This is a genomic window from Streptomyces sp. NBC_00306 (genome assembly GCF_036169555.1).
Lineage (GTDB): Bacteria > Actinomycetota > Actinomycetes > Streptomycetales > Streptomycetaceae > Streptomyces > Streptomyces achmelvichensis.
On record NZ_CP108032.1, the window covers coordinates 505,059 to 517,324 of the forward strand.

General features: G+C 69.5%; 15 protein-coding genes. 9 read left to right on the forward strand and 6 right to left on the reverse strand.

The window, feature by feature from the left end:
• The first annotated feature begins 4 nt into the window (after positions 1 to 4).
• The 4 genes from OHA05_RS02265 (at position 5) to OHA05_RS02280 (ending at position 2,878) form a co-directional block, all read left to right on the forward strand.
• The gene (locus OHA05_RS02265; protein ID WP_328859613.1) at positions 5 to 1,051 is read left to right on the forward strand and encodes a YihY/virulence factor BrkB family protein; all 1,047 of its coding nucleotides are present in this window, start codon (positions 5 to 7) and stop codon (positions 1,049 to 1,051) included.
• A gap of 68 nt (positions 1,052 to 1,119) precedes the next feature.
• Positions 1,120 to 1,854, forward strand: coding sequence for a nucleotidyltransferase family protein (locus OHA05_RS02270; RefSeq protein WP_313948128.1), 735 nt, complete (start codon positions 1,120 to 1,122; stop codon positions 1,852 to 1,854).
• The gene (locus OHA05_RS02275; protein ID WP_328859614.1) at positions 1,851 to 2,105 is read left to right on the forward strand and encodes a hypothetical protein; all 255 of its coding nucleotides are present in this window, start codon (positions 1,851 to 1,853) and stop codon (positions 2,103 to 2,105) included. The genes OHA05_RS02270 and OHA05_RS02275 overlap by 4 nt, the downstream gene beginning before the upstream one ends.
• A complete protein-coding gene (locus OHA05_RS02280; protein ID WP_313948126.1) occupies positions 2,102 to 2,878 on the forward strand; it encodes a metallophosphoesterase family protein in 777 nt (258 codons plus the stop codon). Before OHA05_RS02275 ends, OHA05_RS02280 begins: the two co-directional genes overlap by 4 nt.
• Positions 2,879 to 3,259: 381 nt before the next feature.
• Here OHA05_RS02280 and OHA05_RS02285 read toward each other — a convergent pair whose 3' ends face one another.
• Positions 3,260 to 3,478, reverse strand: a complete 219-nt coding sequence (locus OHA05_RS02285) for a hypothetical protein (RefSeq protein WP_313948125.1) — start codon at positions 3,476 to 3,478, stop codon at positions 3,260 to 3,262.
• A 132-nt stretch (positions 3,479 to 3,610) separates the two neighbouring features.
• On the opposite strand from OHA05_RS02285, the gene OHA05_RS02290 reads away from it, so the two are divergent.
• The 3 genes from OHA05_RS02290 to OHA05_RS02300 all read left to right on the forward strand — a co-directional run bounded on the left by OHA05_RS02290 (position 3,611) and on the right by OHA05_RS02300 (position 6,768).
• On the forward strand, positions 3,611 to 4,174 hold the full coding sequence (locus OHA05_RS02290; protein ID WP_328859615.1) for a dihydrofolate reductase family protein: 564 nt from the start codon (positions 3,611 to 3,613) through the stop codon (positions 4,172 to 4,174).
• Positions 4,175 to 4,372: 198 nt separating this feature from the next.
• The gene (locus tag OHA05_RS02295; protein ID WP_328859616.1) at positions 4,373 to 6,001 is read left to right on the forward strand and encodes a serine/threonine-protein kinase; all 1,629 of its coding nucleotides are present in this window, start codon (positions 4,373 to 4,375) and stop codon (positions 5,999 to 6,001) included.
• On the forward strand, positions 5,998 to 6,768 hold the full coding sequence (locus tag OHA05_RS02300) for a hypothetical protein (RefSeq protein ID WP_328859617.1): 771 nt from the start codon (positions 5,998 to 6,000) through the stop codon (positions 6,766 to 6,768). Before OHA05_RS02295 ends, OHA05_RS02300 begins: the two co-directional genes overlap by 4 nt.
• 76 nt (positions 6,769 to 6,844) lie before the next feature.
• On the opposite strand, the gene OHA05_RS02305 is transcribed toward OHA05_RS02300, so the two are convergent.
• From OHA05_RS02305 to OHA05_RS02315, 3 genes are all read right to left on the reverse strand, one after another.
• On the reverse strand, positions 6,845 to 7,381 hold the full coding sequence (locus OHA05_RS02305; RefSeq protein ID WP_328859618.1) for a hypothetical protein: 537 nt from the start codon (positions 7,379 to 7,381) through the stop codon (positions 6,845 to 6,847).
• Between the two features lie 130 nt (positions 7,382 to 7,511).
• Positions 7,512 to 8,681, reverse strand: a complete 1,170-nt coding sequence (locus OHA05_RS02310) for a glycoside hydrolase family 64 protein (protein ID WP_328863321.1) — start codon at positions 8,679 to 8,681, stop codon at positions 7,512 to 7,514.
• Between the two features lie 375 nt (positions 8,682 to 9,056).
• Complete coding sequence (locus tag OHA05_RS02315; RefSeq protein WP_328859619.1) at positions 9,057 to 9,632, reverse strand: DUF2165 domain-containing protein; 576 nt, start codon at positions 9,630 to 9,632, stop codon at positions 9,057 to 9,059.
• A 293-nt stretch (positions 9,633 to 9,925) separates the two neighbouring features.
• On the opposite strand from OHA05_RS02315, the gene OHA05_RS02320 reads away from it, so the two are divergent.
• Positions 9,926 to 11,080, forward strand: a complete 1,155-nt coding sequence (locus OHA05_RS02320; RefSeq protein ID WP_328859620.1) for a hypothetical protein — start codon at positions 9,926 to 9,928, stop codon at positions 11,078 to 11,080.
• 193 nt (positions 11,081 to 11,273) lie between these two features.
• Positions 11,274 to 11,465, forward strand: a complete 192-nt coding sequence (locus OHA05_RS02325; RefSeq protein ID WP_328859621.1) for a hypothetical protein — start codon at positions 11,274 to 11,276, stop codon at positions 11,463 to 11,465.
• 85 nt (positions 11,466 to 11,550) lie between these two features.
• Here OHA05_RS02325 and OHA05_RS02330 read toward each other — a convergent pair whose 3' ends face one another.
• Both OHA05_RS02330 and OHA05_RS02335 read right to left on the reverse strand, forming a co-directional pair.
• The gene (locus OHA05_RS02330) at positions 11,551 to 11,943 is read right to left on the reverse strand and encodes a VOC family protein (RefSeq protein ID WP_313948118.1); all 393 of its coding nucleotides are present in this window, start codon (positions 11,941 to 11,943) and stop codon (positions 11,551 to 11,553) included.
• Positions 11,940 to 12,242: an ArsR/SmtB family transcription factor gene (locus tag OHA05_RS02335; protein WP_313948117.1), complete on the reverse strand. Its 303-nt coding sequence runs from the start codon at positions 12,240 to 12,242 to the stop codon at positions 11,940 to 11,942. The genes OHA05_RS02330 and OHA05_RS02335 overlap by 4 nt, the downstream gene beginning before the upstream one ends.
• Between the last annotated feature and the right edge of the window lie 24 nt (positions 12,243 to 12,266).

Genomic DNA, 12,266 nt, shown 5'->3' on the forward strand with positions numbered 1-12,266 from the left:
CGGCATGGCACGCATCTGGCACACCAAGGAACAGCCTCCGGCACACCCCGAGGACCCCTCGGCGCAGACCGGCAACCCTCCTCCGGGTGAGTCCGAGGCGGCCCCGGACACTCCGGCGGAGCTGCCCAAGAAGTCGTGGTGGTCGGTGCTGCGCCGTACGGCCGCGGAGTTCAAGGACGACGAACTCGCGGACCGGGCCGCCGCGCTCACGTACTACGGAGTGCTCGCGCTGTTCCCGGCGCTGCTGGTGCTCGTGTCACTGCTCGGCGTCGCGGGGAAGTCCACGACGCAGTCGATTCTCGACAATCTCGAGAAGCTCACCCCCGGGTCGGCGCGCCAGATCATCTCCGACGCCGTCGAGCAGCTCCAGGCCAGCAGCGGCACCGGATCGGTCCTGGCGATCGTCGGTCTGCTGGCGGCGCTGTGGTCGGCATCGGGCTATGTGGCGGCGTTCATCCGCAGCTCCAACGCCGTCTACGACATCCCCGAGGGCCGTCCGGTCTGGAAGGTCACTCCCCTGCGCCTCGTCGTCACGGTGGTGCTGATGGTCCTGGCCTGCGCCAGCGCGCTGATCGTCGTGTTCACGGGCGGAATCGCCCGGCAGGTGGGCAGCGCCCTCGGCATCGGGGACACCGCGCTGACGGTGTGGTCCATCGCGAAGTGGCCCGTCCTGGTGCTGCTGGTCACGATCATGATCGCGATCCTGTACTGGGCCTCCCCGAACGCGAAGGGGCGCGGTTTCAAGTGGGTCACGCCCGGCAGCTTCCTGGCCCTGCTGATCTGGATCGCGGCCTCCGCCGGCTTCGCCCTCTACGTGGCGAACTTCGCCTCCTACAACAAGACCTACGGCACCCTCGCCGGCGTGATCGTCTTCCTGGTGTGGCTGTGGATCACCAATCTGGCGATCCTGCTCGGCCTGGAGTTCGACGCCGAGATGGCACGCGAGCGGGCCATCGTCGGCGGGCACCCCGCGGACGAGGAACCGTACGTCCAGCCCCGTGACACCCGGGCCTGGAGCGATGAGGAACGCCGCGAGATGGGCACGGAGTGAAGAGGGACCACGCCACAGGCCGGGAAGCCGACAGTTCCCGGCCGGCCGACGAGGAGGACGGTGCACTCGTGAGCAAGCACTCTCAGGACGCCACGCAGCTCGGCGACCGCGCGGAGCCGACCGGCCTGCACCTGGCCGTCGGCAGCCCGGCGACCGGTCTCCCCGCCGAAGCCGCCCAGGGCGCCGGCCGGCGGAGCAGCCCATGGCCCCTGCCGCCGGACCGTACGCAGGCCATCCTGGAAGCGACCAAGCACGTCGCCGCCCGGCTCAAGAGCGGCGGGCACCCGTTCGCCCTGGTGGGCAGCGTCGCCGCCTACGCGCACGGGGTGCCCGCGAGCTTCCAGCACGACGTGGACTTCTGCATCCTGCGCGAGGACGCCGAGGCGGTGACCCAGGAGCTGGAGGCCGCGGGCGTCGAGGTCCGCACGCCTCCCGAGGACTGGCTGATCAAGGCGCGCAGCCACGGCGAGGAGATCGACCTGATCTTCGAGCTCGCCCAGCGACCCGTGACGCACGAGCTGCTGGACCGGGCGGAGATCCTGCCGGTGGACTCGGTCCGGATGCCGGTCCTCTCCCCGACCGACCTGGTGAGCAGCCTGATGGCCGCGTTCTCGGAGCACCACTGCGACTTCGGCGCCGTCCTGCCGATCGCCCGGACGCTGCGGGAGAAGATCGACTGGGACCGGCTGCGCCGGGACTACGAGGACGCTCCGATGCCCGATGCCTTCCTCTACCTTCTGGAACGTCTGGAGATCATCGACGAGCGGGGTACGGACACCGAGCAGGGGGACGAGGACTCATGAGCCACACGGATACCGCCGAGTACCGCATCGCCCATCTGCGCGAGCGGCTGGCGAAGGGATCCGCCGCGGAGATGGGCGTGCGGATCGAGATGCGCGGCGACAGCGTCCTGCTGTCCGGCAGCGTGCCGAGCGCCGCCTGCCGCGACGAGATCCTGCGTATCGCCGAGGACGAGCTCTCGGGGCTGCCCGTCCGTGAGGACCTGGTGGTGGTGTGTGCCACCGCCCCCGACCACCCCGAGGAGCTGGCGTGATCCGCGTAGCAGCAGTCGGCGACATCCATATGGCCCCGGACAGCGCCGGCGTGCTCCGCCCCGCTTTCGAGACGCTGGGCGAGTGCGCGGATCTGCTGCTCCTCGCCGGGGACCTGACACGGCACGGGACGCTCGACGAGGCCGCCGTCGTGGCCCGGGAGGTGGCCGGCCTCGACGTGCCCGTGGTGGCCGTGCTGGGCAATCACGACTACCACAGCGATCTCCAGACCGAGATCGCTCACCTGCTCGGCGAGGCTGGCGTCACCGTGCTGGAAGGCGACGGCACGGTGCTCGACATCGGCGGTGTACGCGTCGGGATCGCCGGGACCAAGGGCTTCGGCGGGGGCTTCGCGGGACGCGAGGGCGGCGATTTCGGCGAACCCGAGATGAAGGACTTCATCCGCCTGACGAAACGCTGCTCGGCGGAACTGCGGCGCTCCCTGGAGGATCTGGAGGCGCGCGGCTGCACCGTACGGATCGCGCTGACGCACTACGCGCCGGTGGCGGACACGCTGGCGGGCGAGCCGCTGGAGATCTTCCCCTTCCTCGGCAGCTATCTGCTGGCGGAGGCGATGGACGCCGCGGGCGCCGACCTCGCGGTCCACGGGCACGCGCATCACGGCGCCGAACACGGGATGACCAGCGGCGGTGTACGGGTGCGCAATGTCGCCCAGCCGGTGATCGGCAGGGCCTTCGCCGTCTACCACCTGGCCGTCCACGACGATGATGCGCAGGCCCGCGCCGCGAGCACAGGAGCGGGCGCCCTCCACTGAGGCCGCCGTGCAGCCGTCGCGACCATGGATACGCCGGAACTCCCCGAACCGGCCGTGGTGATCGACGCCATTGGGCCCCGGGGGCCGGTTCGCACCTGCGTGACCGCTCCTGGCACCGAGGCCGCGGTCGGCATGAGGCACATCACATGCCGGAACGGTGAATACCGGAACAACGGGGGCCGGCCGCCCGTTGAGCGGTATGTGGCTGCGGAGGGGACAGTGTCCCCGGGCCCTACCTACAGCCCATGGGGAAGATCGTTCGGCTGAAGCCCCATGGAGCCTTTCGCCGCGAGGCGACCGCCCTCCGTGTCCACCTCATACCGCCCCGGCTGGATTCCCCCCTCCAGCCGGGGCTTCCTCTTTCCCGATGCGGCCCGCTCCTCAGGGATGCGGCCAGTCGTCGACTCCGCCGCCACGCCACTCGATCAGATCCGTGTCGGACAGATCGATCACCTCGTCCTGGGCACCGAGTTCCTTGCGCAGCAGTTCCGCCAGGTCGCCGCGGCCGTGCGCGAGGCCGGCGATCTGTCCGTGGATGGTCACTCTTCGGCCGCCGCTGGGCGACGGAGGGTGAACGATGACCGGTGGGTGAGGAGGCATGCCTCCACCGTGCCTCGCACGGAGCGCGAATGCATCCCGGACGCCACAACCCGTTGAGTCCTGCAACCCGATGAGTCCGGCGCACGGCGGCAGTCCTATGGAGGAGACCGAACCGACGTCTGGAGCCCGGACATGCGCGACCTGATCATCACCGAGAACATCACGCTCGACGGCGTCATCGATGCGGCAGAGGGCTGGTTCGGGCCGGCCGGGGTCGACGCGGAGGCGGACCGGTCCGACATCGAGGCAGCACTCGGCACCCATATGGCGGCCGCCGACGCGCTTCTCGTCGGGCGGGTCACCTTCGAGGAGATGCGAGGCTTCTGGCCCCGCCGGACCGACGACACGACAGGCGTGTCGGGCTACCTCAACTCGGTGTCCAAGTACGTGGTGTCCGGCACCCTGGACGATCCCGAGTGGGACCGCACCACCGTTCTGCGCGGCGGCCTCATGGAGGAGGTGGAGGCGCTGAAGTCCGCTCCGGGCAAGGACATCGTCACCACCGGCAGCATGACCCTGGTGCGTGAACTCGTCGGGACAGGACTCGTCGACGAGTACCGGCTATTCGTGTACCCGGTCGTCATCGGCCACGGGCAGCGTCTCTTCGAGGACGCCGAGAAGGTCCCGCGGCTGCGCCTGGTCGAGACACGGCAGTTCAACTCCGGTGTACTGCTGCTGCGTTACCGGACCGCATAGCAACGAGCGGCGCCGGGGACGGCGAGCGCGGCAGGAGCCGCCGACCGGGGGCTGTTCCTCGGTCCCCGGGGCACGGGAACCGGTCGTGACGGAATTGTGTCTGCCCTGGGGAGAGCAAGTGGGCTACCGTGCGGCGGTCGCGTTCCGTGCGACCACGCCCCGGACATACGGCGGGAGCACTTGCGGCAAGGGGGACGGATGAACGCGTGGACAGTGCCCGGGTACACGGAGACCCGTGAGCTGGGTTCCGGCGCCAGCGGGCGGGTCGTCCTGGCCGTCCATGACGCGACCGGCGTTCCGGTGGCCGTCAAGTACCTCAGCGAGACCCTGCGGACGGACACCGCCTTCGTCCAGGACTTCCGCTCCGAGGCCCGGCTGCTCGGCGGTCTCGACTCGCCGTACGTCGTCGGCCTGTACGAGTACGTCGAAGCCCCGCACGGCGCCGCCATCGTGATGGAGCTCGTCGACGGTGTCGCCCTGCGCACGCTGCTGCTCCGCGAGGGCGCCACCGGGCCCGAGGCCGCACTGGTGGTCCTCAAGGGCTCCCTGCTGGGGCTGGCCGCGGCGCACCGCGCGGGGGTCGTCCACCGTGACTACAAGCCGGAGAACGTCCTGGTCGCCGCGGACGGAACGTCCAAGCTGGTCGACTTCGGTATCGCGGCGGGCCGTGGCACCACCCCCGGGGTGGCCGGGACCCCCGCGTACATGGCGCCGGAGCAGTGGAACGGGGAACCCGCCTCTCCGGCCGCCGATGTCTACGCGGCGACCGCGACCTTCTACGAATGCCTGACCGGACACAAGCCGTTCACCGGCGAGAACTTCGCCGAACTGGCCCTTCAGCACATCGGCGCGCCGGTCCCCGACGACGACGCCCCCGAACCGGTACGGCCGCTGATCCGGCGCGGACTGGCGAAGACCCCGGAGGAACGCCCGGAGAACGCGGCGGCGTTCGTGAACGAGCTGGAGGACGTCGCCCGGGCCGCGTACGGCGAGGACTGGGAAGAGCGGGGTCAGCGCCGGCTCGCCGCGCTGGCCGCCCTGCTGCCGCTGCTGTTCCCCTCCGCCGGCGGACAATCGGCGGGAACGACGGCGGTGGCCACGACGGCGCTCGGCGGAGGCCGGGCCGGCAGCTGGAAACCCGGTCTCCGGGGCATCCTGACCGGTGTCGCCGCCATCGTCATCGGGATACTGGTCGTGGTGGCCGCGGATGCCACGGGCGGCGGCGTCCCACCGGTGACGGCCCAGTCTCTCGCCACCACCAGTGCCCGGCCCGGCACGACCGTCTGGCCGAGCGAGGCCCCGTCCCCGTCGGCGAGTCCCTCCGTGTCCGCATCCGCCTCGCCGTCCGCCACGGACTCCCCGTCCCCATCACCGACGGACACCGCGAGCGGCGGAGCCGTCACCCCCACGCCCGTCGTGGATCCGCCCACCACTCCCCCGAGCCCACCGACCGCGGACCCCACGACCGCCGCACCCACACCCTCGGAGCCCACCACGGCTCCGCTGAGGGTCAAGTCCGTGTCCGTCACCGGCCTGCGCCAGGTGTCGACCACGGGCGGCGTCGCGTCGGTGGACGTCGCCACCGACGGAACGGGACCCGTCACCGTCGTCATCACCTGGTTCACGGGAGACACCCAAGGGCTACTCGGCGTCCCGGACGGGTCGCAGACCTTCGAGCGCAGCGGCGCGACGCAGTACACGCTGACGCTGGACCACACCTTCCAGGGGCGGGGCTGCTACTGGGGAGTGCGGGCGTCGACCAACCCGGCGGCCGCCTCCGGCAGTTCCTCCCAGCAGGTCTTCATCCGGCGGTGCACGATCTCATGAACGACGACCGAACCCACCGTCTCCGTGACCACGACGGAGGACCCGGCTCCGAGGGCGGCCATGACCGTTCAGAGGTCGGACGAGGCCACGACGACGGCGGCGACGAGTACAGCGCGACCGCGCTCGGCAGCCAGTGGTTCGAACGCCCCGAACCCGAACACGAACCCGAGACCGGCACCGAGAGGGCGACCCTGGTCCAGCGTGTGCGGCCGGACGCGGAGCCCGACCGGGTGGAGGGAGAGGTCCTGCGCTTCGGGCCGGGCGTGACGGCGCTCGCCCGCAACTGCGTCCCCCACAACTCCACGGCCGCGGTCTGGCACGGCGGCACCCTGGCGGGACTGCCCGAGAACGGCCGGCCTCCCGAGAAGCCCCGCCGCGGCGGCCTCCGCCGGTACACCCTGGCGGGCGTGGTGCTGCTGGCGGTTCTCGTCTTCCTCGCCTGGCAGCGCTTCGGGCCCGGTCTCGCCGTGCAGGACGTGTCCGTCCGTACGGTCACCGAGGGTCCCGGCTGCGACGGCACGGCCGATGTGGTGGGCGTGGTGGACACCAACGGCCGGCCGGGCACCCTCACCTACCGCTGGGTGCGGAGCGACGGCACCACATCGGGACTGCTGACCGAGAAGCTGACGCGCGGCCAGGAGCGGGCGCGTCTGCATCTGCTGTGGACGTTCCACGGGTCCGGGGAGTACCGCGCCCGGGCGGAACTGCGGATCGTCTCACCGTCCCCGCGCACGGCGGACGTCCGGTTCGCATACAGCTGCCCCTGACGGGAACCGGCGGTGACCGGCGGGCGGTTCACGGGTGGCAGCGTCGACGGTCGCAGGGGTCAGGTGGATTGCGGGGTCAGGCGCGCCCGTACTCGTACCGCACGCGGCTGAGGTACATCTCGTCGGTCACCACGGACACCGTCCGGCGCAGCCTGTCGCCGGCCCGTACGACGGTGTCGGCGATCTGCGTGTCGCCGTCGTCCAGCCGCAGTCGGACGTCGCCGTACCGGTAGCCGGCCGCGGAGGCCGGTTCGGTCACGGGATCGTGCAGCAGGAGGTGGCTCCCGGCCGGGGTGGTGACGATCCGGCCGTCGAACGGCAGGGCCTTGGCTTCGAGGACACCCTCCTCGCAGAACCACTCCACCTCGGCCGTACCCGATTCCGTGAAGGTGTCGTCGTCACCGATGTCCAGGGTCAGTCCCGCCGCCGGTTCCAGGGGCGGTTCCGCATCGAACGTCTCGCCGGCGAGCCACTTGCGCAGGAGCAGTTCCAGGTCCAGCCGGGTGCCGCCGATCACCGCGTCCATCCTGATCTCGTCCTCGGACTCGTATGCCACGTCGGGGTCGTGGGAGACCGCCCCGAGCAGTTTCCAGCGTCCCGTGAAGTCCGTCATGCCGTTCGCCCCGTCCGTAGGTGTCCTCCTTCGGGAGATCCACCATAGAACCTGGGTACGACAGTGGCGGACGGGCCGGAAGGCCCTGTCCGGCCGTTCTCCGGACAGGGCCCAGGGGGGCGGACAGGCCCTAGTTGAACGGTTCCAGCGTCATGTAGGCCTCTTGCGGGTTGCCGTCGTGCACCAGGGACTCATGGGCACCCACGTCGTCGAAGGCGAAGCCGTACGCCTTACCGTCGACCATCTGCCCGTGGATGATGCGCGAGTAGTGGTTGGTGACCGCGTCCCGGTAGAAGTTGGCGTTGTTGGGGTCGGGCTGGTTGGGGTTGGTCAGCAGCGTCGAGCGGTTGTAGCCCGCGCACAGGGTGCGGGAGATCGGTCCGCGGACCAGGTCGTTGGGGGCGTCGAGGAGCTTGTAGCAGCCGAAGACGCTGTCGGAGTCGGGCTTCTGGAAGCTTGTGACCACTGCTCCCGAGCCGTTCGTGAAGTTCATGACGTTGCCCGAGACCCTGCCGTAGTACTTGGTGTTCGGCTGGTTCGCGAACGGCGTCACGGTGAGCGTGGACGAGCTGTACCTGCTCCAGACCCGGTTGATGTAGTCGTTCATGACGCCGGCGGAGAGGCCGCCCGCCTCGATGCCGTGACCGGGTGAGAGCGCACGCAGCGGAGTGCCGTCGGGGCGGTTCTGGATCAGTCCGCCCCAGCCCGCCGAACGCAGCTGGTTGAAGACGGCGTTGTACCCGCCCGGCTTGAGCCTGCCGGTGTTCTTGACCGTGCCGTTGGCGAGCTTGACGCCCACCGCGTACGGAGCCGAGAACATGTCGACCTGGGTGCTGTTGATCCACAGACCGGCGTCGTTCAGCGTGTACTCGGACCAGTTGAACAGGATGTTGCGGTTGGGGTCGGACGGATTCTGCACGGCGGGCTGCACCAGACCGCCGGTGGTGACCTTGAAGACGATCTTCTGGCCGATGGAGAAGTAGACGCGGCCCGAGAACTTGGGCATCCGGATCGTCCTGGTCTGCCCGTTGGCCGGTCCCGCGATCGAGGCGTCGGGGGCGGGCGTCGGCGGATTGCCTCCCGCCGGCCAGGGGTGGAACGTACCGTTGGCGTCGGCCCAGCCCTGCCGGCCCGACGAGAGTTCGGTGCCCAGGTTGTAGATGTAGACGGGTTCGCTGCGCCCCGAACTGTTCTTGATCGTGAGCGGAATGGTCGCCGGCACGGCCTCCGCGGATGTCGACGGGCCGAGGACCGTCAGGCCCGTGGCGACGACCAATGCCGACACCACGGACGCGAGCATTTTCGGTAAGGGGAACACGCTCTTTCCTCCTTGTGGGGGTGAATCCCGAGGGACAGGAAGTGCGGCGCCCACGCGGCCTGTGGGTCGCCAGAGGGGAGGGAATGGACGGTGCCTGAAGGGTGAGAGCGCTCTCAGAATCCGGCCGCGTTCATCTTCTGTCAATGAACCTGACACAGCTGGGTCTGTCGATCCGGGCCGGGCGGGCCACCGAGCGAGGCCTGGTACGTCGGGTCAGGCGGGCGCGCGGACGATGCGGGAGCGCTCTCGGAGGCATGACGGGCCTCCGTCACGCCTCCGGCGTCGACCACGCTTCAGGGGTGCGGTCCGGCAGCCCCGCGGCGCCTGCCCGGCGTCGGAGGGCTCATGGAGCCGTACTCACCGCACCGGGCCGGCGGCCTCCGCCCCCTCGTCCCGGCCGCGCACTGCGGGCAGATGGATCACGACGAGCACGAAGGCAGCGAGCATCACATTGCGGCTCGCGGCATCCAGGCCGTTCCAGTCGGACGACTGCCACATCTGGAACCACTCACCGCCGATACCGATGAAGCCGAGACCGAAGAGCAGCAGCATCATGGTCAGCCCCAGAGTGGACGCCCGGCGCGCCCGGATGAACTCCCCTCGTGCGAGACCTTTCACCCACCACCAGGTGGCCGCGACGAGGACGACCGCGGCGACCGTTTCCCAGACGATGATCCCGACGTACGCGATGTCGCTCAGCGTGCGGGACTCGATCGCCCGCCACATGACGTCCTCGTCCTTGAACGTGGTGTCCATGGCCAGCACATGCTGGACGAACTGCCGATTGGTGTCGAAGTCGGTGATGTTCCCGAAGGCCACCAGAGCCATGTACACCGCGACGGTGCCGGTGAGCGCGGTGGCCGCGAAGGGCAAGGTGCCGAGCAAAGATATCCGGTCCAGCCGGGTACGTGACCCCGGTCCACGCTCCGCCACACGCCCTCCAGTCGCCGTACAGCCCTTTGCTGCAAGGGAGTTGTAGCTTCTCAACGCGTCCCGCGCCTCTGTATTCCGGGGTGCACGGCACGGTGGGATTCCGTCGGTTGTCGTACCCGAGTGCCAGGCTGTGCCGCGCCATGGACACCGAAGAGTTCTGGAACGAGAAGGATCTCCTCTTGCGTCGCAAGAAGGCGGAGGAGGAATAGGGGCTCGGAGCGATCGAAGGAAGCTACATGACCCTGACCTTCGTCCGCACCAAGCAGACGGACGCAGCCAGTTAGCATCCGGGCATGAGACGAGACCAACCACCGAGGCCCGTTGCCGTCGGCGACGTCGTCGCGGTGTACTCCGAGGCGCTCGGTGCCTGGACCGCCTCACAGGTCACCGGCATCGACGCCGCGGCGAAGTGCGCTGCGGTTCTCGAACTGGACTGGTCCGGGCCCGAGCCCGAGACCGTGGCCGACCTGGGCGACGACGTGCAGCCGCTCCGACTCACCCACCACAGCTGGGGCGGCAAGCTCTCGCACTGCAACCACGGGTGGGTCCTTCCGAAGAGCTTCACAGTGATCGGCTCCCTGACCTCGCTGGTGACCTCACCCTCGTACTCCTACAGCCCGATGTGGGGGCGAGGCGAACAGCTGGCCCGGCAGCGGCACTGGGACACCGGTGACCGCGAGGACTGGAATGCCCCGTACGCGCTGACGTGCACAGCCGACGAACTTGCCACCGAACACACCCGCGACGTTGTGCGGGCGGGCGTCAAACACCTCACCGTCCGCGGGATCACCCGGCTCAACTGCGCCCGCCTGGTCGCCGCCTTCCCGGATCTGACCCGCTTGTCGCTGTCGGGGAACCTGGGCACGCTCACCTCGGCGGCAGCCCTGAATCAGCTGCCACGACTGCAAGGGCTCACAATCAGTGACCTGTTCGGGATGGAGCCATCAGATTGTCTGCTGCCGCGCCATGTCCCGGAGGCGGAGGACGTGTCGCTGTACGGCATTCCGGCGGACTACGCGGCCGCGATGCGCAAGACCTGGCGTCCGCACGTGCGGCACGGAGTCGAGCTCGACGTCCGCGGTGCCCGTAAGCCCGAATGGGTAGCTGCCAACGCCGCCAACCCGCTCCGCGACTGGGATGGCCGCGAGCACATACCCCACGCCGGGTACCGCAAGGCCGTTGCCCAGTACAAGGCCACCCGGGACGCCTTCCTGTCCGAGGTCACCAGCGGCGAGCAGCGTGGCAACATCGCGGAAATCGGGCGCGCCTTCGGAGCCGCCATCAACACGCTCGACAGCCGCACACACTTCATCGAGACCGTGGAACGTGAGGAGCTGTTCGACGCTCTGGACTTCTTGACGGACGAAGCGCAGACAGCTGCCGGGCGCGACCTGAGCGCCGCTCGCGCGGCGCTGATCGAAGCCGTGGACTCCGTCCGCGACTGGTGACCGCCGCCCATCCGCTGCCACTCTCCGGCTACGACCGATACCGCTCAGATCGGCTGGCTTTGACCAGTGCAGAGAAGGCTGATCACCCAGGGTCGTACCGCCTTCGAGCAGGTCGTCGACGATGCCGATCGTCTCGCCGACCTGCCCGCCGTCCGCGCGGCAGCGAGCGTGGGCATGGATCTGGAACGTGGGCATGGATCTGGAAGGGGAACGGACCCTGAGCATCGCCTGGGACGCCTACGAGAGAGCCACCGATGCGCAGCTGCCCGGAGGCTCCTTCAGCATCAACTACCCCCCACTCGACCCCGCTTGGGACTTCGACTTCGACGACCACGGCCGGATCGCCGCCCGGCTGCCCCGGATCGCGGCGCTCTTCACGGACTGAGCCGTGCTGCCGGAGCCGCGACCCCGCCGCCGTTGCATTCCGGGGCGGGTGCTCCCGTCGCGGGCGGGCCCGCGCAGCCGACCGCCTACTGCGGCTGGGTCGCGATCTGGATGAGGTTGCCGCAGGTGTCGTCGAAGACGGCGGTGGTGACGGGCCCCATCTCCAGCGGCTCCTGGGTGAAGCGGACACCGAGGCCGCGCAGGCGCTCGTACTCCGCCGTCACGTCCTCGACGGCGAACTGGGCGAGCGGGATGCCGTCGCCGACGAGCGTGTCCCGGTAGGTCTTGACGATCGGGTGGCCGGCGGGCTCCAGGAGGAGTTCGGTGCCGCCGGGCTCGTCGGCCGAGACGACGGTCAGCCACCGGTCCTTCTCCCCCAACGGGACGTCATGCTTCTTCACGAAGCCGAGGATCTCGGTGTAGAAGCGCAGGGCCTTGGCCTGATCGTCGACGAAGACGCTGGTCAGACGGATCTTCATGGGGTGCTCTCTTCCGGTCCGGATGTGTCGGGCACGAGCCATCGCTCGGCGATCTGCCGAAGGGGGGCCGTGTTCAGGTCGTGGAACTTGTAGCGGCCTTCCCGCCTGGTCTCGACGAGCCCGGCGGCCTCCAGCACGGCAAGGTGCTGGGAGACCCCCTGGCGTGAGATCGCGAGCTGATGCTTCATGCTCAATCGCGAGCAGATCTCGAACAGGGTCTGTCCGGACTTCTCCGTGAGCTCGTCGAGAATGGTGCGCCGGGTGGGATCGGCCAGGGCTTTGAAAAGGTCGTCGGCCACGACCACATAATAGGCAAGCATTCA

Excerpts from the sequence above, each read along its gene's own strand:
- OHA05_RS02265 (WP_328859613.1), top strand. The coding sequence starts at position 5 with ATGGCACGCATCTGGCACACCAAGGAACAGCCTCCGGCACACCCCGAG.
- OHA05_RS02320 (WP_328859620.1), top strand. The coding sequence starts at position 9,926 with ATGAGACGAGACCAACCACCGAGGCCCGTTGCCGTCGGCGACGTCGTC.
- OHA05_RS02275 (WP_328859614.1), top strand. The coding sequence starts at position 1,851 with ATGAGCCACACGGATACCGCCGAGTACCGCATCGCCCATCTGCGCGAG.
- OHA05_RS02295 (WP_328859616.1), top strand. The coding sequence starts at position 4,373 with ATGAACGCGTGGACAGTGCCCGGGTACACGGAGACCCGTGAGCTGGGT.
- OHA05_RS02305 (WP_328859618.1), bottom strand. The coding sequence starts at position 7,381 with ATGACGGACTTCACGGGACGCTGGAAACTGCTCGGGGCGGTCTCCCAC.
- OHA05_RS02325 (WP_328859621.1), top strand. The coding sequence starts at position 11,274 with ATGGATCTGGAAGGGGAACGGACCCTGAGCATCGCCTGGGACGCCTAC.
- OHA05_RS02285 (WP_313948125.1), bottom strand. The coding sequence starts at position 3,478 with ATGCCTCCTCACCCACCGGTCATCGTTCACCCTCCGTCGCCCAGCGGC.
- OHA05_RS02290 (WP_328859615.1), top strand. The coding sequence starts at position 3,611 with ATGCGCGACCTGATCATCACCGAGAACATCACGCTCGACGGCGTCATC.
- OHA05_RS02310 (WP_328863321.1), bottom strand. The coding sequence starts at position 8,681 with ATGCTCGCGTCCGTGGTGTCGGCATTGGTCGTCGCCACGGGCCTGACG.
- OHA05_RS02330 (WP_313948118.1), bottom strand. The coding sequence starts at position 11,943 with ATGAAGATCCGTCTGACCAGCGTCTTCGTCGACGATCAGGCCAAGGCC.
- OHA05_RS02300 (WP_328859617.1), top strand. The coding sequence starts at position 5,998 with ATGAACGACGACCGAACCCACCGTCTCCGTGACCACGACGGAGGACCC.